Below are 23469 nucleotides of genomic sequence, written 5' to 3'. Positions count from 1 at the left end.
AGTACCCTGCTGGCATCAGCCTTACAGGGAGCAGGTTATGCAACATCCGTCGAAACCGTTGGCGAAAACCCGGCAGGGCACGCTGGCCGGGAGCGCAGAGCAGGGGATCCATATCTGGCGCGGCATTCCGTACGCCGCGCCGCCCGTGGGGCCGCTGCGCTGGCGCGCGCCGCAGCCTCCCGCCCGCTGGCATGGCGTGCGTCAGGCCGACGCCTTTTCCGCCGCCAGCTGGCAGGACATTGACTACTGCCGCGAACTTGGCGGCGGGGATCCCGGCCGCTTCAGCGAAGACTGTCTCTATCTCAACGTCTGGGCCCCCGCCAGCGCAGCGCAGCCGCTGCCGGTGATGGTCTGGTTGCACGGCGGCGGGTTTACCATCGGCGCCGGCAGCCTGCCGCCTTACGATGGCCTGGCGCTGGCCAGCCGCGACGTGGTGGTGGTGACGGTCAACTACCGACTGGGCCATCTTGGCTTTTTCGCCCATCCGGCTCTGGAGGAAGAGGCGGGCGAGCGTCTGTATAACTTCGCGCTGCTCGACCAGATCGCCGCCCTGCAGTGGGTCCAGGAGAATATTCACGCCTTCGGCGGCGACGCCGCCAACGTTACGCTGTTTGGCGAATCCGCCGGGGCGCGCAGCGTGCTGTCGCTGATGGCCTCGCCGAAAGCGAAAGGGTTGTTCCATAAAGCGATTATTCAGAGCGGGTATACCTTACCCGACCTGCCGCGAGAAAAGGCGCTGGAGAAAGGCCGCCTGCTGGCGGAACGCTTCGCCTTGCCGCAGGCCAGCGCCGAACAACTGCGGGCGATCCCGGCGGAGGCCTTCTGGTCGCTAACCGCCCCGCTGAATATCGGGCCAGCGCCCATCGCCGGCGATGTGGTGCTTCCGCAGCCGATGCTGGAGACCTTTTTTGCCGGGCGCCAGCATCCGATGCCGGTGATGATCGGATCCAACAGCGATGAAGCCAGCGTGATGGCGGTGTTTGGCGTCGATATCGCCGGGCAGATCCAGAAGCTGCGCCGCGAGCGCCGTCTGGGGCTGGGACTGATCAAACTCCTCTATCCCGGCGTCAAGGGGGATGAAGCGCTGGGGCGGGAAGTCTGTCGGGATATGGCGTTTACCACCCTCGGCTATGTGGTGATGCAGGCCCAGCAGCGCGTGGGCCAGCCATGCTGGCGGTACTGGTTCGATTATGTGGCGGAAGCGGAGCATGATGTCTATCCGCACGGCGCCTGGCACGGCAACGAGGTGCCCTACGTGTTTGATAACCTGCGGCTCACCGACCCGGTGCGGCAATATGCCAGTAAAGCGGATCTGGCCTTCGCCGCTCAGGTCGCTGACTACTGGGCCCAGTTTGCCCGCGTCGCCAGCGGCGAGCAGGTGCTTGCCGGCGCGGTGCGCTGGCCGGCGTGCGTGCGCGGACGGGATCGTCTGCTGCGCATTGGCCTGCATAAGCGTGCCGGATTTAAAGTGGAGAATCGCTTTATGCGCGCCCGGCTGGCGCTGTTTCGCCGGGTGATGAAGCATCACGTGACCCTCGAATAAAGGGGATGGGTCGCGGCTCAGCGGGGCGCGGCCCTGCTGCAGGCCGCGGGCGGCTAAGAAACGCCCCGGCGATGAGACAGGATGAGTGCTGTCCGCTTTGTTTGCAGGCGGGCCCTGGGCTGGATATTGCGCTCTCCCTCCGCCGGTGATGAAAAAACAGCCTGTTCTGGTAGACAGGGCTTTTTTACCGTTTTTCTGCGGGCAACAATTGGATTATTAATCGTTTTTGTCTAGAGTGGGCGGAAATTATCACGCAGCGTGATGACGCGTTGCGAATCAATTCACCCGTGCAGAAGGACGCTTTCTCAGGCATGAACCGCAGACGTTTTCTTAAATCTTCCATGGCTGTTGCCGCCGTATGCGGAACGTCAGGAGTCGCTTCCTTATTCAGTCAGGCCGCGTTTGCTGAAGACGCGGGCATTGCCGACGGGCAGACACGCCGTTTTGATTATGCCGTGCTGCAGGCGATGGCTCACGATCTGGCGCGCCAGCCGTGGGGCGGCGCCCCGCGCGATCTGCCGCCGACGCTGGCCAATCTCACCCCGCAGGCTTATAACAGCATCCAGTATGACGCCAACCACTCGCTGTGGAACAATATTGAAGAACGCAAACTGGATATCCAGTTTTTCCACGTCGGGATGGGGTTCCGTCGCCGCGTGCGCATGTTCTCTTTAGACGCCGCCACCCAGCAGGCGCGCGAGATCCACTTCCGTCCGGAGCTGTTCAAGTACAATGACGCCGGGGTGGATACCCGCCAGCTGGAAGGCCAGTCCGATCTCGGCTTCGCCGGGTTCCGGGTATTTAAAGCGCCTGAGCTGGCGCGCCGGGATATCGTGGCGTTTCTCGGCGCCAGCTATTTCCGCGCGGTAGACAGCACCTACCAGTACGGCCTCTCGGCCCGTGGGCTGGCGGTAGATACCTTTACCGATACCCCGGAAGAGTTCCCCGATTTCACCTCTTTCTGGTTCGAAACGGTCAAAGGAGACGCCACGGTATTCACCGTTTACGCTCTGCTGGACAGCCCGAGCATCACTGGCGCCTACAAGTTCACCATCCACTGCCAGGATACCCAGGTCATTATGGACGTGGAGAACCATCTCTACGCCCGCAAGGATATCAAACAGCTGGGTATCGCGCCGATGACCAGCATGTTCAGCTGCGGCAACAACGAGCGTCGGATGTGCGATACCATCCACCCGCAGATCCACGACTCCGATCGGCTGTCGATGTGGCTGGGCAACGGCGAATGGGTCTGCCGGCCGCTGAACAACCCGCAGAAGCTGCAGTTCAACGCCTTCCAGGACAAGAACCCGCGCGGCTTTGGTCTGCTGCAGCTGGACCGCGATTTCTCCCACTACCAGGACGTGATGGGCTGGTATAACAAGCGTCCCAGCCTGTGGGTGGAGCCGCGTAACCAGTGGGGCAAAGGGGCGGTCAGCCTGATGGAGATCCCGACCACCGGTGAAACGCTGGATAACATCGTCTGCTTCTGGCAGCCGGAAAAGGCGGTGAAGGCGGGCGACGAACTGGACTTCCGCTACCGTCTCTACTGGAGCGCGCAGCCGCCGGTGAGCACCCCGCTGGCGCGTGTGCTCGCCACCCGCACCGGGATGGGGGGCTTCCCGGAGGGATGGGCGCCGGGGGAACACTACCCGGACAAGTGGGCGCGTCGTTTTGCCATCGACTTTGTCGGCGGCGATCTGAAAGCGGCCGCGCCGCGCGGTATTGAACCGGTGATCACCCTCTCCAGCGGCGAAGCGAAGCAGATTGAGATCCTCTACGTCGAGCCGTTCGATGGCTACCGGATCCTGTTCGACTGGTATCCGACCTCCGACTCGACCGACCCGGTGGAGATGCGTCTGTTCCTGCGCTGTCAGGGAGAAGCCATCAGCGAAACCTGGCTCTATCAGTACTTCCCGCCGGCGCCGGATAAACGTAACTACGTTGACGACCGGATTATGAAATAACCCCGTGACAGCCGTGGCCCCCAGGCACCCCCTGCGGGCCCGTAGAGAGCCTCATGACCACAGACATTCCAGCAGTACCTGAGTCGATCCCGGTGACCGAGGTGCTGACGCTTACCGCCATTGATGAGCGTTACGTCAGCGACCTGCACCAGCTGGTGGTGAAAAACCAGCGCTGGCTACAGCAGTCGCTCAGCTGGGCTGGAGAGGTGCGCAGCGAAGAGGAGACCCGCCGCCATGTGCAGGGTAACGTGATGCTGCACCAGCGGGATTACGCCAAAATGTTTTTGCTGTTTCTCGATAAGCGGCCGATTGGCGTTCTGTCGTTCAACCAGATCGAGCCGCAGAATAAGACGGCCTATATTGGCTATTGGATCGATGAAGATTGCCAGGGGCAGGGGTATCTGTCCCGTTCCCTGCAGGCCTTTATCCACTATTATGCACGCAGCGGGCTGGTGCGCCGGTTTGTAATCAAATGTCGGGTGGCGAATACCCGTAGCAACCAGGTGGCGTTGCGTAACGGGTTTGTTCTGGAAGGCTGTCTCCGCCAGGCCGAGTATCTGAACGGCAGCTATGACGATCAGAATATCTACGCCCGCATTATTGACCGCGACGAGGCGCTACAGGGCGCCTAACAGCGGCGTTCGGGTGATCTGCTGCTGGCCGTCGAGGGTCTTCGGGCCGCGCAGGTGAATGGCTTCTCCTTCCCGCGCGGCGATCTGCACCTCGTCCCCAAGCGTGACCTGGTGCTCAACGATCACATCGCCGACGATGACAGCCCGACCCTGGATCAGCACGTCGTCGTCAAGCAGAATCGGTCCACCGCGCAGCTGCGCCTCGCCGCCCACCATCGCCCGGTGCTTTAGCAGACAGTTACCTTCAATCACCGCATTCTCCGCAACCTGGGAACTGTAGCGCACAGTGGGAATGGCATCTTCGCCGCGACCCGCGATCAGACGGGCATGCCCGTAAATCCGCGCGTTATCGCACACCCAAACGTCATTCTCCTCGTTTCCCTCAAGCCTGGCGTGGTCAAAGACTTCCGCCCGATGTTCGACAAAAGCGTGCTCGACGTAGGCCTCGCCATAGATTTGCGCCTGATGGAGAATGCGCGACGCGCTGACGGTGGCTCGCTGATAAATCTGCAGCACTTTGTCGCGGTCGGCGGTCAGCCCGCGGGCGGCAATCACCTGACAGTGGGGCAGAAGACGCGCCTCGTCGGCGAGGCGACAGTCACCGCGCACCGTACTCAGGCTAATCGTGACGTTGTCACAAATCTGCGCGTGATGGCTGATCTGCGAGGCGTGAATGGATGCCCGTCCGCTGATGATAGCCCCATGGCTGACCTCGCAGGGGCCATGGAGTCGGGCATCGTCGAGGATGCGCGCCCCGGCGAAGACCACGCTGTTGGCATCGTAGATCCAGCACTCTCCCAGCTGGCTGAGAGCGCTTTCCTCCTCCACCCAGCCGCCTTCGCTGCCCGCTTTGACGTCAGCGAAATCGATAAGCGCCACGATCTGGCGCAGGGTGACGCACTGTTTGCCATCCTCTGCCTGGTAACAATACTGCCGGGTCTGTTCGCTGAGACGGTATTTATGCATTCCCGATCCTCATTACTTATGGTTAACATAAACATAGCAAAGATCGCCGTAGCGCGTGGGATAAGGTTCCTTTAGAATGCAACTTCAAATTAAATTGATATCATCAATAAAATGAACAAAACGCATACGTCGCGGCAGGTGCTGAACCTGCCGGCGGGTTACTTTGGCATGGTGCTCGGCACCATCGGGATGGGCTTTGCCTGGCGTTACGCCAGCACCCTCTGGCCGGTCAGCCGCAGCATTGGTGATGGGCTGGTGACGCTGGCGATGGCGATGTGGGTCCTGCTCAGCATGGCGTTTATCAGCCGGGCGATCCGCTTTCCGGCGAGTGTGCTGCAGGAGATGCGACATCCGGTCAGCAGCAGCTTCGTCAGCCTGTTTCCCGCCACCACCTTGCTGGTATCGATTGGTCTGGTACCCTGGTGCCGGCCGCTGGCCATCGGGCTGTTTGTGCCGGGCGTGGCGCTGCAGCTCGCCTATGCCGCCTGGCAAAGCGGCGGCCTGTGGCGGGGAAACCATCCTCGCGAGGCCACTACGCCGGGGCTGTATCTGCCCACGGTGGCGAATAATTTTATCAGCGCGATGGCCTGCGGCGCGCTGGGGTTTACCGACGCCGGACTGGTGTTCCTTGGCGCCGGAGTCTTCTCCTGGCTGAGCCTTGAGCCGGCTATCCTCCATCGTCTGCGCAGCGCAGGCGAACTGCCGACCGCGCTGCGCACGTCGTTGGGGATCCAGCTGGCGCCTGCGCTGGTGGCCTGCAGCGCCTGGCTCAGCGTCAACGGCGGGGAGGCTGATATCTTGGCTAAGCTGCTGTTTGGCTACGGTCTGCTGCAGCTGTTGTTTATGCTGCGTCTGATGCCCTGGTATCTTCGCCAGCCGTTCAATGCTTCTTTCTGGAGCTTCTCGTTCGGTATTTCCGCACTGGCCACTACCGGTCTGCATCTGGGCCAGGCGAAGGCGGACGGCTTTTTTCATCATCTGGCGCTGCCGCTCTTTATTTTTAGCAATCTGGTCATCGGCCTGCTGCTGCTGCGCACAGGGCTGCTGTTGGTCAGCGGGAAACTGTTGCTACAGGTCGACCGGGAAACACTCCTTAATAAGAAGGAAGGATCATGACAACGCGTGACGCGGACTATTTTAGTGAAAAATATGGCCTGACCCGCACCCACTCCGAGGTGCTGCATGCCGCGACGATGGTGTCGCCGGGGCGGGCGCTGGATCTGGGCTGCGGCAACGGACGTAACAGCCTTTATCTGGCGGCGAACGGCTTCACGGTGACGGCGTGGGATAAAAATGCGATGAGCATCAATAATCTGGAGACTATTCGCGACGCCGAAGGGCTGGATAATTTGCAGACCGCGGTGAAAGACCTCAACAGCCTGACCTTTGACGGCGAGTATGATCTGATCCTCTCCACCGTGGTGATGATGTTTCTTGAGGCCGGCGCTATCCCGGGACTCATCGCCAATATGCAGCGTTGCACCGCCGCCGGGGGCTATAACCTGATTGTCGCGGCGATGGACACCGAGGACTATCCCTGCACCGTCGGCTTCCCGTTTGCTTTTAAACCCGATGAACTTCGGGAGTACTACCGGGGCTGGGAATTACTGAAATACAATGAGGACGTCGGTGAGCTGCATCGGACCGACGCAAGCGGCAACCGGATCAAACTGCGCTTCGCCACGCTGCTGGCGCGCAAGCCCGCATAATCCTCAGCGGCGCGTGAAATGGCTGAGATTGACCGCGCCGCCTTGCGCTAATACCCATCGGATAAAGACGCGCGAAAAGCCTCGCTGAACAGAGGGTTAAAGGTGACCTGTTCACCTATTAAGTAATTATTTAATAACGTAATGTTGATCCCATCAATATTTGTATATCTTCCTTGACGAAGCCCTCATTTTGTCACAAAACTACTGGGTCTTATCTGCTATAACGTCTGCCGAAAAAACTGCATTTACAGGGATCTCTTTATGCGTACTCGCGTGTTATTTAAAGTCGCCGCTCTGGCGGGGATGTTAGCGTTGACGGGCTGTGCGTCCAAACTGGCGCAGCCGAATCAGTATTCGGGCTTTTTAAAAGATTATTCCAACCTGAAAGAAGCCACCACGGCCTCCGGCAAGTCGGAGCTGCGCTGGATCGACCCAAACTACAATCCGGCTAACTACGATAATGTCGTCTACCATCCGGTAACGTACTATCCGGTACCGAAGCCGACGACCCAGGTCGGTGAAAAGGCGCTGCAGGATATTCTTAATTACACCAACAAACAGCTCAAACAGGCCATTTCCGAGCGTAAACCGCTGGCTACCACCGCCGGCAAGCGTAGCCTTATTTTCCGCGGGGCGATCACCGGGGTGGACTCCAGCAAAGAAGGGCTGCAGTTCTATGAAGTGGTTCCGGTCGCGATGATTGTTGCCGGTACTCAGGCCGCCACCGGCCATCGTACGATGGACACCGACCTCTATTTTGAAGCCGAACTGATTGACGCCAGCACCAACAAGCCGGTGATCAAAGTGGTTCGTAAAGGGGAAGGAAAAACTCTGGCCAATGAAAACACGCCGCTGACCATCGAAACCATGAAGCAGGTAATCGATGATATGGCGGTCGACGCCGTCAAATTCGACCCTTCCCAGCGGTAATCTCGCCAGCGCCGTCTGCCGACGGCGCTGTTTTATCTTCCGCCGTTTCAGGCCAGCTTTCGGCGCAGCAGCAGCTGTTCCGGTTTGGCAAACATCACCAGATTACCCAACAGGATCAGCGCCAGTCCGATAACGGCGTTGCTGTGCCATACATAGCCTTCATAGACGGTGGAGATGGACAGGGCGACCAGCGGAAACAGCAGTGTACTGTAGGCGGCTTTGCTGGCGCCGATGCGCCCCACAAGGGTGAAATAGGCGCCGAAGGCGACAACTGAGCCGAACAGCGCCAGGTAAAGCAGGGCGCCAAGATAGCTGACGGTCCACTCCGGCATAAAATTATCCCCGCGGAGGAGTGCGATGGCGCCCATCACCAGCGTGCCGTACAGCATCGCCCAGCTGTTGGTGGTCAGCGTCTCCAGCCCCCGCCGCTGGTGACGAATACTGAACATATTGCCCAGCGAAAAGCCGTAAGTGCCCAGCGCGCTCAGACCGATCCCCCACAGTAGCGAAGCGTTCAGCCCGTTGGCCAGCAGATCATCCCAGAACAGGGTGACGATACCGGCCAGACCGAGCGCGGCGGCAGCCCAGAAGCGTCCCGGCGGCTGCTGACGGAAGAAAAGAAAGCTGTTGATGGCGTTAAACAGCACCGCCATGGAAAAGATCACCGATTCCAGACCGGTGTTGATCCAGGCGGCGGCGGTATAAAAGCACCAGAAATTGAAGCAGAAGACGCAGCAGCCCTGCAGCAGGCAGCAGAGATGGTCCTTCGCGCCCAGCGGCCGCAGACGTCGCGTGACGAGCAGAATCGCCAGCATCGTGACGCTGGCCACGGCGAAACGCCAGAAAATCGATACCGGCGCCGCCACCGGCCCCTGCTGTAAAAAAATCGCAATCCACGTTGTTCCCCAGATAACGACAACGAGTGCATAAAGTAATGCGTTCACCCTGATTCTCCTCTGCCTGTTGAAGGGAGGAGTATGCCGCCTGCCGCAACCTGCGGCTTTCACCCGCTTGTTGTCGGCTTGCAAATTCTTGCGCTTATTTGTCTTTCGCCGGCGGTGAGGACTGGAAACCGCGTCGCAGTCTCCCTAGACTAGAGTTTTTCCAGACAGGACAGATGCGTGAAGGCGATGGGTTACGGGACGTTTGAAACATTACGGCGACAGAACGCGGTGCTGAAGGGCACCGTGGAGCTGAATTCCGGTATTCAACTGGCCGCCTGGTATAACAACTGCGATACCGTAACGGTACGCAGCGATCATCATACCTTAAGCCTGTACGTCGCCGATGGTTATGAAAGCTATCAAAAGACGCCGCACGGCTGGAAGAATGGCGGCGGCCCGGATCGCTTTTGCCTGATGCCGAAAGGCGATGAAAGCGTCTGGGATATCCGCGGCGATCTGTCGTTTGTCCATCTCTATTGTACCGATGCGCATCTGCGCCGCGTCGGGGAGGAGGTGTGGGATCGCAGCCCGGCGAACTTCACCCTGCAGGAGAAAACCTTTGCCAGCGATGACAAAATCACCACCGTGTATCGTCAGTTTTTGCTGGCTAATGACTGGCGACAGCCGGCGAACCAGCTGACCCTTAGCGCCGCCAGCAGTTTATTGCTCACCCATCTGATCCAGCACTATTCCACTGTGCAGTGGCGTTTGCCCTCGGTCACCGGGGGACTGGCGCCGGGGGTGAAGCGTCATGTGCTGGCTTGGATCGACGCTCACCTCGATCAGCCATTGACCCTGGCCGACCTGGCGCAGCAGGCGGGACTGAGTGAATTTCATTTTGCCCGTATGTTCCGCCAGTCGCTGAATATGGCTCCGCATCAATATGTGATGCAGCAGCGAATGGCGAAGGCGCAAAACCTGATCTGCCACAGCGCGCTGCCGCTCACCGAGATCGCTCTGGCCTGCGGTTTCAGCTCCGCCAGCCATTTCAGCCATCGGGTCAAAGCCGCCACCGGCCTGACGCCGTCCCAGCTACGGGCGGCGCAGCGCGGATAGCACGCCGTAGCTCACTCCGCCGAGCACCACGCCCCAGAATGCCGAGCCAATTCCCGCCAGCGTCACGCCGCTGGCGGTGATCAGAAAGGTCAGCACCGCCGCGTCGCGCTCACTGGCCTGATGTACCGCCTGAAACAGACTACCGCCGATGGTGCCGAGCAACGCCAGGCCGGCCAGCATCTGGATCCACGCTGTCGGCAGGGCCGACATCAGCGCGGTGATCGATCCCCCGAACAGACCGGCCAGCAGATAAAAACCGCCTGCGGCCATGGCAGCCAGCCAACGCTTCTGCGGATCCGGGTGCGCCTCCGGGCTCTGGCAGATGGCGGCGGTGATCGCCGCAATACAGATCGAGTAGACCCCAAACGGCGCCAGCAGCAGCGCCAGCCCCCCGCAGACAACGATCAGCGCGGAGACTGGTACGGCATAGCCTGATGCCTGCAGGGTAGCGAATCCGGGCGCGTTCTGTGAGGCCATGGTCACGAGGAATAAGGGCAGGCCGACGCTGAGCAGCAGCGCCGGGGTAAACTGCGGGGCGATCCATTCCGGCGCCACAAACGCCAGCGGCACAGCGGCGCTGGCCACCTCCCCGGAGGCCGCGGCAATCAGCGCCCCGGCAACCAGCGCGGCGACCACGGCGAAGCGGGGCCACAGCGCCTTACACAGAAGCCAGGCGGCGAGCATGCCGCCGCACAGCAGCAGATGATCCTGGAAGCCGGCGAAGGCCTGCAAACCGAAACGCAGCAGAATGCCGGCCAGCATCGCGGCGGCCAGCGAATGGGGAATGATTTTCATCAGCCGGGCAAACAGGCCGGTAACGCCGCAGAGGACGATCAGCGCATTGGCGAAGATAAATACCCCCACCGCCTCAGGGAGGGTCACCCCCTGCAGGCCGCTGACCAGCAGGGCGGCGCCCGGCGTTGACCAGGCGGTGAGCACCGGCACTTTTCGCCAGCCGCTCAGCGCGAGGGTGCTGACGCCCATGGCGAGGCCCAGGGCCGTCATCCAGCCGGCGATCTGCCCGGGCGTGGCGCCGGCGGCAGCGGCAGCCTGCCAGATGATGGCGGCAGAGCTGGCGTAGCCCACCAGCACGGCGACGAAGCCGGCGAACAGGCTGGGAAGCGGAACGGTAAACGAGCGCATAGTTTTCTCTTGTGCGTTATAACGTCCGATTACTCTATCATTGTGCGTTTTAGCGCACAAGGTTCCTGCGTGGTGAGGGCTGCGCACCGAGGCTCTTGTCGCAAACGGCCCGCGATGCCGCTAATCGCCCTGTTGAATCAGGCAAATGGAGGTATACTCTGGGCTGAAAAATCAGGAGGTAGGATGAATATTGCGCAACATCTGGCGGCCACCCTCAAAAATCTGCGTCAGCAGCGCGGCTGGAGCCTGTCGCGTCTGGCGGAAGAGACCGGGGTGTCGAAAGCCATGCTCGGGCAGATTGAGCGGAATGAATCGAGTCCGACGGTCGCGACGCTGTGGAAGATTGCCACCGGGCTGAACGTGCCGTTTTCGGCGTTTATCGTTCCGGATGACGGCGTGGCGCCCTCCGCGTTTGACCCGCAGCAGCAGGCGATGGTGGTGACCCCGGTCTTCCCGTGGGACCCGGAGTTGCGCTTTGATCATTTCTCGATAACCCTTGCTCCCGGGGCGCTGAGCGAATCGACGCCGCATGAGCAAGGGGTGATTGAGCATGTTGTCGTGATTAGCGGTACCCTGGATCTCTGCTTACAGGGGGAGTGGCACTCGCTGCAGGCGGGTGAGGGTCGGCGCTTCGCCGGCGATGCGGCGCATGCCTACCGGAACAGCGGCGCCCAGGCGGCTCATTTCCATTCGCTTATCCACTATCCAAAAGAAAAAACCGCGGGCGAACCCGCGGCCAGACAAGATGACTGATGATAACCACTCACAACGTGACGAGGAAAATCCGGAATACGTGATGACAGTACTCTGTACGGTGATTTGAGGGAAATATCTTTTCCTTCAATACTTTGCTGAAAACTGAAAATTCGTCGTCCCGCGACGGCGGAAAAGGTTTTCGTCTGCGCCCGGTTCTGACTACAATAGCCGCCATTTCGACCCCCTTATACTGGATAACAACACGCGTATGCGCCTGCACAATCATCGTCTTGAACTTCTTAGTCCTGCCCGCGACGCCGGTATCGCTCGCGAAGCGATCCTTCACGGCGCCGACGCCGTTTATATCGGTGGACCTGGCTTTGGCGCCCGCCACAACGCCAGCAACAGCCTGAGCGACATCGCCGGTCTGGTGCCTTTCGCCCATCGCTTTGGCGCCAAGGTCTTTGTGACGCTGAACACCATTCTGCATGACGATGAGCTGGAGCCGGCGCAGCGGCTGATTACCGATCTCTACGACGCGGGCGTCGATGCGCTGATTGTCCAGGATATGGGGATCATGGAGCTGGACCTGCCGCCGATCGAGCTGCACGCCAGCACCCAGTGCGACATCCGCAGCGTGGAGAAAGCAAAGTTTCTCTCAGACGCCGGTTTCAGCCAGATCGTGCTGGCGCGCGAGCTGAACCTCAGTCAAATCAAAGCCATCTACGATAATACTGACGCCACCATCGAATTCTTTATCCATGGCGCGCTGTGCGTGGCCTATTCCGGCCAGTGCTACATTTCCCATGCCCAGACCGGACGCAGCGCCAACCGCGGCGACTGCTCGCAGGCCTGCCGCCTGCCGTATACCCTGAAGGACGATCAGGGGCGAGTGGTGGCCTATGAAAAACATCTCCTGTCGATGAAAGACAACGACCAGACCGCCAACCTGGCGGCGCTGATCGATGCCGGGGTGCGCTCCTTCAAAATCGAAGGCCGTTACAAAGACATGAGCTACGTGAAAAACATCACCGCTCACTACCGCCAGATGCTGGACGCCATCATTGAAGACCGCGGCGATCTCGCGCGCGCCTCGGCAGGGCGCACCGAGCATTTCTTTATCCCGTCCACCGATAAAACCTTCCACCGCGGCAGCACCGATTACTTCGTTAATGCCCGTAAAGGCGATATCGGCGCCTTTGATTCGCCAAAATTTATCGGACTGCCAGTGGGCGAAGTGCTGAAGGTGGGTAAAGACCATCTCGACGTTGAGGTCAGCGAACCGTTAACCAACGGCGATGGCCTTAACGTGATGATTAAGCGTGAAGTGGTGGGCTTCCGCGCCAATACCGTGGAAAAAACCGGCGAAAATCGCTATCGGGTGTGGCCGAACGAGATGCCTGCGGATCTGCACAAAGTGCGCCCGCATCAGGCGCTCAACCGCAACCTTGATCACAACTGGCAGCAGGCGCTGCTGAAGACCTCCAGCGAACGCCGCATCGCCGTAGACGTCACCCTAAGCGGCTGGCAGGAGCAGCTGGTTCTCACCATGACCTGTGAAGATGGCGTCAGCGTGACCCACACCCTTGACGGGGAGTTCGCCGAAGCTAACCAGGCGGAGAAAGCGCTGGCTAACCTGCGTGACGGTGTCACAAAACTGGGGCAAACCATTTACTATGCGCGCGAGGTGCAGGTCAATCTGCCGCCGCTGTTTGTGCCCAACAGCCTGCTCAACCAGCTGCGGCGTGAAACGGCCGAAATGCTGGATGACGCGCGGCTCAACGCCTGGCAGCGCGGTACCCGTAAGCCGGTCTCTGTGCCGCCGCCGGTCTACCCGGAGACCCATCTCTCCTTCCTCGCCAACGTCTATAACCACAAGGCGCGGGCGTTCTACCAGCGCTATGGCGTGCAGCTAATTGACGCTGCCTATGAAGCGCACGAAGAGAAGGGCGATGTGCCGGTGATGATCACTAAACATTGCCTGCGCTTTGCCTTCAATCTCTGTCCGAAACAGGCGAAAGGCTCCATCAAGAGCTGGAAAGCCACGCCGATGCAGCTGATCCATGGCGATGAAGTGCTGACCCTGAAGTTTGACTGCCGTCCGTGCGAAATGCACGTGGTCGGCAAGATCAAAAACCATATCCTCAAAATGCCGCACCCGGGTAGCATCGTGGCCTCCGTCAGCCCGGACGAGCTGATGAAGACCCTGCCGAAGCGCAAAGGGGCCTGATCCGCGGCGACGCTACTGGCTGTGTGATGCCCGCGGTTTGCGGGCGTCCTGCCAGCGGTGATGCTCGCGCAGGTCGGCGGCGTTCTCTTCGCACCGGCTGCGAAGCTCATCGCTATCCGCCTCGTGCAGCAGCTGCTGCTCGAGGCTCTGTACCGGAAAGTAATCGTGCCCCTGACGGTGGGCTAGCAGATGCCCGGAAAAAAGCGCGCACAGCAACAGCAGGGCGCTCATGCTTCTCCTCAACATACCTTTTCTCTGTGAATCAATGGCGTGGGCTTACTATGCCAGGCGCTGTGCAGGTTTTTTTCCCGGTTTATCAAAGAAGGGCAAGGGTTTGTCAATGTCTGCTGAAAGAGGGTGAAAAAAGCCTGGCGTAGAAGGCCAGGCGTGAGGGATTACGCTTTTGGCGGCCGTGGTTTCCCGCTGTGCTCACCGCCTTTTGGCGGCTGCTTACCACCATGCTGCGGTTGTTTGCCGTCTCGTTGCGGCTGCTTGCCATCATGCCGAGGCTGCTTGCCGTTGTGTTGCGCTTGCTTACCGTCGTGCTGGCCGTTTTTCGCCGCCGATTTACCCTGATGCTGCGCGCTTTTTTCTGGCGGCGGCGGCGGGTTGTCGGCAGCGAAAGCCCATGACGATATTCCCAGCGTCATCGCGGCAGACAGTAAAGCTAACTTCTTCATAGCAATATCCTTTCTTCTGATGTGTCCGCGTATTTCAGCAGGTAAAAGTGAAGACAAGATGGAGAACTCCGGATCCCGATTTCTCTGCATCCTGGTTCAAACTTTAAGACCTGCGGCGGTCATCAGCAGGCGAAACAGCAGGCTGATGGCGGCCAGCGTCAGCACGCTGCCTCCCCACAGCGCGATCAGCCACAGCAGACGTTTCGACCAGATGGTTTTCATCAATGATAACCCTCCCCTGGCTGGACTTTGCCGCGGAACACGTAATAGCTCCAGCAGGTATAGCCAAGAATAACCGGAATAATCAGCAGCGCGCCCACCAGCATAAAGCCCTGGCTTTGCGGCGGGGCGGCGGCCTGCCACAAGGTAATCGATGGCGGAATAATATGCGGCCAGATGCTGATCCCCAGGCCGCTAAAGCCGAGAAACACCAGGCCCAGCGTTAGGGTGAAAGGCGAGACATGGCGGTCGTGCAGAGGCAGTGTGCGCCACAGCCAGGCGCTAATCAGGAGCACCAGCAGCGGCACCGGCAGCAGGAAATAGAGATTCGGCAGGCTGAACCAGCGGGCGGCGATCGCCGGGTGCGCCAGCGGCGTCCACAGGCTGATGACGGCAAACACCGCCAGCAGGGCAACCAGCAACTGTCGCGACGCGCTGCGCATCCGCTGCTGCAGCGCGCCTTCGCTCTTCATCACCAGCCAGGTAGCGCCGAGCAGCGCATAGGCCACGCACAGCCCGAGTCCGCAAAACAGGCTGAACGGGGTCAGCCAGTCAAACATGCCGCCGCTGAAGGCGCGACCGCTGACGGTAAATCCGTCGATCACCGCTCCGACCACCACGCCCTGGCTGAAGGTCGCCAGCAGGGAACCGCCAAAGAAGGCGCGGTCCCAGAATGGCCGGTGCGACGGCGTGGCCTGGAAGCGAAATTCAAAGGCCACGCCGCGGAAGATCAGGCCGATCAGCATCAGGGTCAGGGGGATCGACAGGGCGTCGATTATCACCGCGTAGGCGAGGGGAAAGGCGCCAAACAGACCGGCGCCGCCCAGCACCAGCCAGGTCTCATTGCCATCCCATACCGGGGCGACGCTGTTCACCATCACGTCGCGCTCTGTGCTGCCCCGGACCGTGCCGAACAGCATGCCAATGCCCAGATCAAAGCCGTCCATGACGATGTACATCAGCGTGGCAAAGACGATAATCACGAACCAGATCACCGATAATTCGATACCCATTAGCGGGACTCCTTCTGCAGATAACCTTCAGTAGCGGCGGACAGCGGGCGGGCTGGCGTACCGGTTGTCGCGGGTTGCACCTCCTGCGGCCCCTTGCGGATCAGGCGCAGCATGTAGCTGTAGCCGACCCCGAAGACGGCGCTGTAAACCACAATAAAGGTCAACAAACTGACCGACATATGCAGATCGCCGTGGGCGGAAACCGCCTCGGCGGTGCGCTGAACGCCATACACCACCCATGGCTGGCGGCCCACTTCGGTGGTCACCCAGCCGGCGAGAATCGCAATCAGTCCTGAGGGGCCCATCCACAGGGCAAAGCGCAGAAACGGCCGCGAGTGGTACAGCCGGTCGCCGCGGCGTAGCCACAGGGCCAGCGCCCCGAGCAGCAGCATCAGCATGCCGAGACCAGCCATCAGGCGAAATGACCAGAACACCACGGTGGAGTTTGGCCGATCCTCAGGGGCGAACTCCTTCAGCGCCGGCACCTGTTTATCCAGGCTGTGGGTGAGGATCAGACTGCCCAGCGCCGGGATCTCAAGCCCGTAGCGGGTGCGCTCCTGTTCCATATCTGGCCAGCCAAACAATAGTAACGGCGTCGGCTCGCCGGGCGGGTTTTCCCAGTGGCCCTCAATGGCGGCGATTTTTGCCGGCTGGTGTTTCAGGGTGTTCAGGCCATGCATATCGCCGATCAGCGCCTGGACCGGCGCGACCAGCAGCGTCATCCATAGCGCCATGGAGAACATCTTGCGGATCGCTGGCGACTGATTGCCGCGCAGCAGATGCCAGGCCGCCGAGGCGCCGACGAACAGCGCGCTGCTGAGAAATGCCGCCACCGTCATGTGCAGCAAGCGGTAGGGGAACGACGGGTTAAAGATCACCGCCAGCCAGTCGACGGGCACCACCTGGCCATCGACGATCTCAAACCCCTGCGGGGTCTGCATCCAGCTGTTGGAAGCGAGGATCCAGAAGGTCGAGATGATAGTCCCCAGCGCCACCATGCAGGTGGCGAAAAAGTGCAGCCCCGGCCCCACGCGGTTCCAGCCGAAGAGCATGACCCCGAGAAAACCGGCTTCCAGAAAGAACGCCGTCAGGACTTCATAGGTCAGCAGGGGGCCGGTGATGCTGCCCGCGAACTGCGAAAAACCGCTCCAGTTAGTGCCGAACTGATAGGCCATCACCAGCCCGGACACCACTCCCATACCGAAGTTGACGGCGAAGATCTTCGACCAGAAATGGTACAGCGAGCGCCAGGTGGGATTTTTGCTTTTCAGCCACAGGCCTTCGAGAACCGCCAGATAGCTTGCCAGGCCAATGGTGATGGCGGGAAAGATAATATGAAACGAGACCGTAAAGGCGAATTGAATTCGCGCCAGATGGAATGCATCAAGACCGAACATGCAGGACTCCACAACAAAATTGATTCAGCGCAATTTTAGGCAGGATGGCGGCAAGGGGGCAGAGGCAGTCGGTTCATTTTTTATCATAACAGTTGGCGGCTGTTATGATCTTTTTGCCTGTCTCCGGGGACCGCCAACATGGAAATCCCCGGGTGAAAAGCGTCATTTTTAACGCTGAAAGCAAAGCCAGATTGTTGGCCAGGAAAATATTAATAATCTATTTTCACTGTATTATCGTAGCCTTACGGATCAGCTTAGACCTGTAGCTGCGCGGGAAAGCGCGGTCGTTGAATTTTTGTGAGTAATATCCTCTGATTACGACAGATATAGCATTTTATTATCTGTTCTTTATTAATGAATTTAACGTCTGCACACGTTTGTTAGTATGAGAATCAGTAAAAAGTATGAGGCAGTTAATTATGAATTAAATAATTTTAAATTGTCGTGTTTAGCCGCGCTTTGTATTTTATTCTCAGGATATCAATAAAAGGGAATGGTCATGTCAGAAAAAGGATTACATAGCTTATGTATTACCATCGGTATCATGTTCATTTTTTGGTTATGCATCATATCGTTTTTTTGGACAATTTTCTCGTGAACCTTTCCAGCGGGCGTTCTGTGTGACCTGGTTGCGCTGTTTTACATAACAGTTACTTAAAAGTGTTAATTTATAACAACTGATATATGATAAAGGGAGGTTGCAGCAAGGAAAGGGTGACAATGAAAAAGTATCAACAGCTGGCGCAGCAGCTGACCGACCAGATCGCGCTTGGCGTCTGGTTGCCGGGCGATCGGCTCCCCTCGCTGCGCGAGCAGGTGGTCAGCAGCGGCATGAGCTTTATGACCGTCAGCCATGCCTATCAGCTACTGGAAAGCCAGGGGCGCATCGTCGCCCGACCGCAGTCGGGATATTACGTCGCCCCCCAGCCGGTGAAGCTTCGTCAGCCGGCGCCGCCTGCTCAGGTGACCCGCGATGAAGCGGTAGATATCAATACTTACATCTTTGAGGTGCTCCAGGCCAGCCGCCAGGCGTCAATGCTGCCCTTTGCCTCGGCCTTCCCGGACCCGCGTCTCTTTCCACTCCAGCAGCTTAACCGTTCGCTGGCGCAGGTGAGTAAAACCGCCACCGCCATGAGCGTGATTGAGAACCTGCCGCCGGGCAACGCGGAGCTACGGCACGCCATTGCCCGGCGCTATGCCCTGCAGGGGATGAACGTCTCGCCCGACGAGATCGTCATTACCGCCGGAGCGCTGGAGGCGCTAAACCTCAGCCTGCAGGCGGTGACCGAGCCCGGCGACTGGGTGGTGGTGGAAAATCCCTGTTTCTACGGAGCCCTGCAGGCGCTGGAGAGGCTGCGTCTGAAGGCGTTGTCGGTGGCCACCGACGTCAAAGAGGGCATTGACCTGACGGCGCTGGAGGCGGCCCTGCAAAACTATCCGGTCAAGGCCTGCTGGCTGATGACCAACGGCCAGAACCCGCTCGGCTTCACCCTCAGCGCCGAAAAAAAAGCAGCGCTGGTGGCGCTGCTGGCGCGCTATGACGTGATGCTGATTGAAGATGATGTTTACAGCGAGCTCTACTTTGGCCGCGAGAAGCCGTTGCCGGCGAAGTTCTGGGATCAACAGGATATGACGCTGCACTGCAGTTCGTTTTCAAAATGTCTGGTGCCCGGCTTTCGCATCGGCTGGGTGGCGGCCGGGAAACAGGCGCGGCGGATCCAGCAGCTGCAGCTGATGAGTACGCTCTCCACCAGCTCGCCGATGCAGTTAGCCCTGGTGGATTACCTGTCGACCAAACGCTATGACGCCCATCTGCGCCGTCTCCGTCGCCAGCTGGCGGAACGTAAACAGCAGGCCTGGCAGGCGCTGCTGCGCCATCTGCCGCCGGAGGTCACTATCCATCACAGCGACAGCGGCTATTTTCTGTGGATCGAACTACCGGAAGGGGCCGACGCCAGCGTGCTGAGCGCCAGGGCGCTGGCGTCGCACATCAGCATCGCCCCGGGAAAAATGTTCTCCACCTCCGCCAGCTGGACCTCGTTTTTCCGCTTTAATACCGCCTGGGGCTGGGGAGAACGCGAAGAGCAGGGGGTGAAGCGCCTGGGCGAGCTAATTCGTGAGCAGCTTTCCTGATCGCTTTGGCTATTATTCGCCGCGATAAACAATCGCTAAAAATAAACGAAGATGGATTTTTATCGAGGCCGGTCATTATTTTACCGGCACTCACCATAGGAAATACGCATACCCCTCCTTTTTCTCTAACTCGTTGTCTATAATCCATAAAGTCAGTCTTGTGTTGGCGATTTTTGCGTAATGCGTCCCGGGTCACAACCTGAATAAATTCCCCCGAGGGCGTTAATCCGCTGACTACCCTTATTTCAGGAGATATTTTTACGGCACGGCTGCCGCTAATTTCCTTGTGACAGGAGTAACACCTGATGAGCAAAAAATTGGCCCGTTGCAGCCTTTATGTGCTGGGGATGGCCTGCCTGACCGTCCAGGCGGCTGAGCCACTCACCTCGCTGGATAAACCGGAAGGGCGGCTGGATATTATTGCCTGGCCGGGGTATATCGAACGCGGTCAGACCGACAAGCAGTACGACTGGGTCAGCCAGTTTGAAAAGGAGACCGGCTGTCAGGTTAATGTGAAAACTGCCGCCACCTCTGACGAAATGGTTAGCCTGATGGCCAAGGGCGGCTACGATCTGGTGACTGCCTCGGGCGATGCTTCGCTGCGTCTGATCATGGGCAAACGCGTTCAACCGATTAACACAGCGCTGATTGCCGGGTGGCACACTCTCGACCCGCGCATTGCGCAAGGGGCATGGTTTAACGTCGGGGGCAAAGTTTACGGCACGCCGTATCAGTGGGGACCGAATCTGCTGATGTACAACACCCGCGTATTCCCGACGCCGCCGGACAGCTGGAGCGTGGTCTTCGTGAAGCAGGATCTTCCGGATGGCAAAACCAATCAGGGGCGGGTGCAGGCCTATGATGGCCCGATCTATATCGCCGACGCCGCGCTGTTTGTCAAAGCCACCCAACCGCAGCTGGGGATCGAAGATCCCTATCAACTGACCGAAACCCAGTACAACGCGGTGCTGAAGGTGCTGCGTGACCAGCAACCGCTGATCCACCGCTACTGGCATGACGCCACCGTGCAGATGAACGACTTCAAAAACGAAGGGGTGGCCGCCTCCAGCTCGTGGCCCTATCAGGCCAACGGCCTGAAGGCGGAAGGCCAGCCTATCGCTACCGTATTTCCGAAGGAGGGGGTGACCGGCTGGGCGGATACCACCATGTTGCACAGCGAGGCGAAGCACCCGGTCTGCGCTTATAAATGGATGAACTGGTCGCTCACGCCGAAGGTGCAGGGCGATGTAGCGGCCTGGTTCGGCTCGCTGCCGGTGGTGCCTGAGGGCTGTAAAGCCAGCGCGCTGCTCGGAGAGAAGGGCTGTGAGACCAACGGCTATGACCAGTTTGCCCGCATCCACTTCTGGAAAACGCCGGTTGCCGAGGGGGGGAAATACGTTCCCTACAGCCGCTGGACGCAGGACTACATTGCGATAATGGGCGGCCGCTAAGGATCGGAGGCAAACAATGACGTACGCGGTCGAGTTTCAGAATGTATCGCGCCTGTATGGCGATGTGCGGGCGGTGGACGGGGTCAGCATTGGTATCCGCGACGGCGAGTTTTTCTCCATGCTGGGACCTTCGGGCTCGGGGAAAACTACCTGCCTGCGGCTGATTGCCGGTTTTGAGCAGCTCTCCGGCGGCACCATCCGGATCTTCGGTCAGCCGGCCAGCGAGCTGCCGCCCTGGCAGCGGGACGTCAATACCGTGTTCCAGGACTATGCGCTGTTTCCCCATATGTCGATCCTCGACAATGTCGCTTACGGCCTGATGGTCAAAGGCGTGGCGAAGAAAGCGCGCCATGCCCGCGCCCAGGAGGCGCTGGAGAAGGTGGCCCTCGGTTTTGCGCACCATCGCAAGCCCTCCCAGCTCTCTGGCGGTCAGCGGCAGCGGGTCGCCATCGCCCGGGCGCTGGTGAACCAGCCGCGGGTGCTGCTGCTCGACGAGCCGCTGGGCGCCCTGGATTTAAAGCTGCGCGAGCAGATGCAGGTGGAGCTGAAAAAGCTGCAGCAGTCGCTGGGGATCACCTTCATCTTCGTCACCCACGACCAGAGCGAAGCGCTGTCGATGTCCGATCGCGTGGCGGTGTTTAACAACGGGCGCATTGAGCAGGTGGATGCCCCGCAGGATCTTTATCTGCATCCGAAGACTGCCTTTGTCGCCGGTTTTGTCGGCACCGCCAACGTCTTTGAGGCCGAGCCGGCCCGGCGGCTATGCGGCCTGGCGGGCTGCTGGTCGCTGCGCCCGGAACATGTTCGCCTGCAGGGCGGCGGCGAAGTGCAGGTGCAGGGCGTGGTGCAGGCGGTACAGTATCAGGGGGCGGCAACGCGGATCGAGCTCCGGCTGGCGGATGGCGACAAGCTGCTGGTCAGCCAGGCCAATATCGACGGCGCGGCGGCGGCGAGCGTTCCGCGAACCGGGCAAACGGTGCAGGCGTCATGGTCGCGCGCGGCGATGACTCCGCTGGAAAGCGGAGGCTGAGATGACCATGGCGATTGTTCCTGCGCAGGCCGGACGCGTATCGGGGATCTTCTGGCGCCGGCCGGCGCTGGGCCTGTTTTTGCTGCTGCTTGGGCCGTTGATGTGGTTTGGCATCGTCTATCTGGGATCGCTGCTGACCCTGCTGTGGCAGAGTATCTATACTTTTGACGACTTCACCATGTCGGTGACCAGCGACTTCACGCTGGCCAATCTGCAGGCGCTGTTCAACCCTGCCAACTACGACATTATCGTTCGCACCCTGGTCATGGCGCTGTGCGTGACGCTGGCCAGTGCTCTGCTGGCGCTGCCGATGGCCTGGTATATGGCGCGCTACACCAGCGGCAAAATGAAGGCCTTCTTTTATATCGCGGTCATGTTGCCGATGTGGGCCAGCTATATCGTCAAAGCCTACGCGTGGGTGCTGCTGTTAGCCAAAGATGGCGTGGCGCAGTGGTTTCTCGGCCATCTCGGGCTGGAAGGGGCGCTGAACGCTCTGCTGACCGTCCCGGCGGTGGGCGGCAACACCTTATCCACCTCCGGACTCGGACGCTTCCTGGTCTTTGTCTACATCTGGCTGCCTTTTATGATCCTGCCGGTGCAGGCGGCGCTGGAGCGTATCCCTGGCTCTTTGCTGCAGGCCTCGGCCGATCTTGGCGCCGCCCCGCGGCAGACCTTCCGCTACGTGGTCCTGCCGCTGGCTATTCCCGGGATTGCCGCCGGGTCGATCTTCACCTTTTCGCTCACGCTGGGCGATTTTATCGTGCCGCAGCTGGTCGGCCCGCCGGGGTACTTTATCGGCAATATGGTTTACTCGCAGCAGGGGGCGATCGGCAATATGCCGATGGCGGCGGCGTTTACCCTCGTGCCGATCGTGCTGATTGCCCTTTATCTGGCGTTCGTGAAACGTCTGGGAGCCTTCGATGCACTCTGAACGCGCACCCTGGTATCTGAAACTGGCGACATGGGGCGGGGTGGTCTTTCTCCACTTTCCGCTGCTGATCATCGCCATCTATGCTTTTAATACGGAAGATGCCGCCTTCAGTTTTCCGCCGCAGGGGCTGACGCTGCGCTGGTTCAGCGAGGCGGCAGGGCGCAGCGATATTCTGGAGGCAGTGACGTTGTCACTTAAAATTGCCGCCCTGTCGACGGCCATCGCCTTAGTGCTTGGCACGCTTGCTGCAGGAGCCCTGTGGCGGAGCACCTTTTTTGGTAAGAACGCGGTGTCGCTACTGCTGCTGCTGCCCATCGCCCTGCCGGGGATTATTACCGGCCTGGCGCTCCTGACCGCCTTTAAAGCGGTCGGCCTTGAGCCTGGTCTGCTGACCATCGTGGTGGGGCACGCGACCTTCTGCGTGGTGGTGGTGTTTAACAACGTCATCGCCCGCTTCCGCCGGACCTCCTGGAGCCTGGTGGAGGCCTCGATGGATTTGGGGGCGACCAGCTGGCAGACCTTTCGCTACGTGGTGCTGCCCAATCTGGGATCGGCGCTGCTGGCGGGCGGGATGCTGGCATTCGCCCTGTCATTTGATGAAATCATCGTCACGACTTTTACCGCGGGGCATGAGCGAACTTTGCCGCTGTGGTTACTGAATCAGCTGGGGCGGCCGCGAGATGTGCCCGTCACCAACGTTGTCGCGCTGTTGGTGATGCTGGTAACAACGATACCAATCTTAGGGGCCTGGTGGCTCACCCGCGACGGCGAGAACGTCGCCGGAAACGGGAAATAAAAC

At 59.8% G+C, this 23469-nt stretch carries 23 protein-coding genes; 14 read left to right on the top strand and 9 right to left on the bottom strand.

The window, feature by feature from the left end; genetic code table 11:
• Positions 1-37 precede the first annotated feature (37 nt).
• From QLG03_RS17205 to rimL, 3 genes are all read left to right on the top strand, one after another.
• The gene (locus QLG03_RS17205) at positions 38-1543 is read left to right on the top strand and encodes a carboxylesterase/lipase family protein (RefSeq protein WP_044523531.1); all 1506 of its coding nucleotides are present in this window, start codon (positions 38-40) and stop codon (positions 1541-1543) included.
• A gap of 311 nt (positions 1544-1854) precedes the next feature.
• On the top strand, positions 1855-3510 hold the full coding sequence (locus QLG03_RS17200) for a glucan biosynthesis protein (protein WP_032453098.1): 1656 nt from the start codon (positions 1855-1857) through the stop codon (positions 3508-3510).
• 53 nt (positions 3511-3563) lie between these two features.
• Positions 3564-4142: a 50S ribosomal protein L7/L12-serine acetyltransferase gene (gene rimL / locus QLG03_RS17195; protein ID WP_255987725.1), complete on the top strand. Its 579-nt coding sequence runs from the start codon at positions 3564-3566 to the stop codon at positions 4140-4142.
• On the opposite strand, the gene ydcK is transcribed toward rimL, so the two are convergent.
• Entirely contained in the window at positions 4128-5108 is a 981-nt protein-coding gene (gene ydcK / locus QLG03_RS17190) for a YdcK family protein (RefSeq protein ID WP_255987723.1), read from the bottom strand. The genes rimL and ydcK overlap by 15 nt on opposite strands.
• Positions 5109-5219: 111 nt before the next feature.
• Between ydcK and tehA the strand changes: the two genes are divergently transcribed.
• The 3 genes from tehA to QLG03_RS17175 all read left to right on the top strand — a co-directional run bounded on the left by tehA (position 5220) and on the right by QLG03_RS17175 (position 7747).
• On the top strand, positions 5220-6224 hold the full coding sequence (gene tehA, locus QLG03_RS17185; protein ID WP_132133492.1) for a dicarboxylate transporter/tellurite-resistance protein TehA: 1005 nt from the start codon (positions 5220-5222) through the stop codon (positions 6222-6224).
• Positions 6221-6817, top strand: a complete 597-nt coding sequence (gene tehB / locus QLG03_RS17180) for a tellurite resistance methyltransferase TehB (protein WP_255987720.1) — start codon at positions 6221-6223, stop codon at positions 6815-6817. The genes tehA and tehB overlap by 4 nt, the downstream gene beginning before the upstream one ends.
• A 261-nt stretch (positions 6818-7078) precedes the next feature.
• Complete coding sequence (locus QLG03_RS17175) at positions 7079-7747, top strand: DUF3313 domain-containing protein (protein WP_004202796.1); 669 nt, start codon at positions 7079-7081, stop codon at positions 7745-7747.
• A 47-nt stretch (positions 7748-7794) separates the two neighbouring features.
• On the opposite strand, the gene QLG03_RS17170 is transcribed toward QLG03_RS17175, so the two are convergent.
• Positions 7795-8691 (bottom strand): DMT family transporter, encoded by an 897-nt coding sequence (locus tag QLG03_RS17170; RefSeq protein WP_023289904.1) that lies wholly within the window; start codon positions 8689-8691, stop codon positions 7795-7797.
• Positions 8692-8877: 186 nt separating this feature from the next.
• On the opposite strand from QLG03_RS17170, the gene QLG03_RS17165 reads away from it, so the two are divergent.
• Entirely contained in the window at positions 8878-9747 is an 870-nt protein-coding gene (locus QLG03_RS17165) for an AraC family transcriptional regulator (protein WP_032453100.1), read from the top strand.
• On the opposite strand, the gene QLG03_RS17160 is transcribed toward QLG03_RS17165, so the two are convergent.
• The gene (locus tag QLG03_RS17160) at positions 9724-10890 is read right to left on the bottom strand and encodes a benzoate/H(+) symporter BenE family transporter (protein WP_255987718.1); all 1167 of its coding nucleotides are present in this window, start codon (positions 10888-10890) and stop codon (positions 9724-9726) included. The genes QLG03_RS17165 and QLG03_RS17160 overlap by 24 nt on opposite strands.
• Positions 10891-11073: 183 nt before the next feature.
• Between QLG03_RS17160 and QLG03_RS17155 the strand changes: the two genes are divergently transcribed.
• Positions 11074-11643, top strand: coding sequence for an XRE family transcriptional regulator (locus QLG03_RS17155; RefSeq protein WP_110238460.1), 570 nt, complete (start codon positions 11074-11076; stop codon positions 11641-11643).
• 10 nt (positions 11644-11653) lie between these two features.
• Here the strand turns inward: QLG03_RS17155 and QLG03_RS17150 are convergent, their stop codons facing one another.
• Positions 11654-11821: a hypothetical protein gene (locus tag QLG03_RS17150; protein WP_032429169.1), complete on the bottom strand. Its 168-nt coding sequence runs from the start codon at positions 11819-11821 to the stop codon at positions 11654-11656.
• A gap of 33 nt (positions 11822-11854) precedes the next feature.
• On the opposite strand from QLG03_RS17150, the gene QLG03_RS17145 reads away from it, so the two are divergent.
• Positions 11855-13816, top strand: coding sequence for a U32 family peptidase (locus QLG03_RS17145; protein ID WP_032453092.1), 1962 nt, complete (start codon positions 11855-11857; stop codon positions 13814-13816).
• A gap of 12 nt (positions 13817-13828) precedes the next feature.
• On the opposite strand, the gene QLG03_RS17140 is transcribed toward QLG03_RS17145, so the two are convergent.
• The 5 genes from QLG03_RS17140 to QLG03_RS17120 form a co-directional block, all read right to left on the bottom strand.
• Positions 13829-14062, bottom strand: coding sequence for a DUF2554 family protein (locus tag QLG03_RS17140; RefSeq protein WP_032428865.1), 234 nt, complete (start codon positions 14060-14062; stop codon positions 13829-13831).
• Positions 14063-14211: 149 nt separating this feature from the next.
• Entirely contained in the window at positions 14212-14496 is a 285-nt protein-coding gene (locus QLG03_RS17135) for a hypothetical protein (RefSeq protein WP_117136105.1), read from the bottom strand.
• A 96-nt stretch (positions 14497-14592) separates the two neighbouring features.
• Entirely contained in the window at positions 14593-14718 is a 126-nt protein-coding gene (locus QLG03_RS17130; protein ID WP_117136107.1) for a DUF2474 domain-containing protein, read from the bottom strand.
• Positions 14718-15728: a cytochrome d ubiquinol oxidase subunit II gene (gene cydB / locus QLG03_RS17125; RefSeq protein WP_023289897.1), complete on the bottom strand. Its 1011-nt coding sequence runs from the start codon at positions 15726-15728 to the stop codon at positions 14718-14720. Before cydB ends, QLG03_RS17130 begins: the two co-directional genes overlap by 1 nt.
• Positions 15728-17125, bottom strand: a complete 1398-nt coding sequence (locus QLG03_RS17120; protein WP_004202782.1) for a cytochrome ubiquinol oxidase subunit I — start codon at positions 17123-17125, stop codon at positions 15728-15730. The genes cydB and QLG03_RS17120 overlap by 1 nt, the downstream gene beginning before the upstream one ends.
• Positions 17126-17845: 720 nt before the next feature.
• On the opposite strand from QLG03_RS17120, the gene QLG03_RS17115 reads away from it, so the two are divergent.
• The 5 genes from QLG03_RS17115 to QLG03_RS17095 all read left to right on the top strand — a co-directional run bounded on the left by QLG03_RS17115 (position 17846) and on the right by QLG03_RS17095 (position 23466).
• Complete coding sequence (locus QLG03_RS17115) at positions 17846-19258, top strand: PLP-dependent aminotransferase family protein (RefSeq protein ID WP_032453089.1); 1413 nt, start codon at positions 17846-17848, stop codon at positions 19256-19258.
• 305 nt (positions 19259-19563) lie between these two features.
• The gene (ydcS, locus tag QLG03_RS17110; RefSeq protein ID WP_110243329.1) at positions 19564-20709 is read left to right on the top strand and encodes a putative ABC transporter substrate-binding protein YdcS; all 1146 of its coding nucleotides are present in this window, start codon (positions 19564-19566) and stop codon (positions 20707-20709) included.
• A gap of 16 nt (positions 20710-20725) precedes the next feature.
• A complete protein-coding gene (locus QLG03_RS17105) occupies positions 20726-21739 on the top strand; it encodes an ABC transporter ATP-binding protein (RefSeq protein WP_255987710.1) in 1014 nt (337 codons plus the stop codon).
• A gap of 1 nt (position 21740) precedes the next feature.
• The gene (locus tag QLG03_RS17100) at positions 21741-22670 is read left to right on the top strand and encodes an ABC transporter permease (protein ID WP_004202776.1); all 930 of its coding nucleotides are present in this window, start codon (positions 21741-21743) and stop codon (positions 22668-22670) included.
• Positions 22660-23466, top strand: a complete 807-nt coding sequence (locus tag QLG03_RS17095) for an ABC transporter permease (protein WP_180265645.1) — start codon at positions 22660-22662, stop codon at positions 23464-23466. Before QLG03_RS17100 ends, QLG03_RS17095 begins: the two co-directional genes overlap by 11 nt.
• The last annotated feature ends 3 nt before the right edge of the window (positions 23467-23469 follow it).

Source organism: Klebsiella sp. V115_8 (assembly GCF_029967715.1).
Lineage (GTDB): Bacteria > Pseudomonadota > Gammaproteobacteria > Enterobacterales > Enterobacteriaceae > Klebsiella > Klebsiella quasipneumoniae.
Note: the sequence above shows the minus strand (reverse complement) of the source record. Positions and strands in the feature narration are given on the sequence as shown.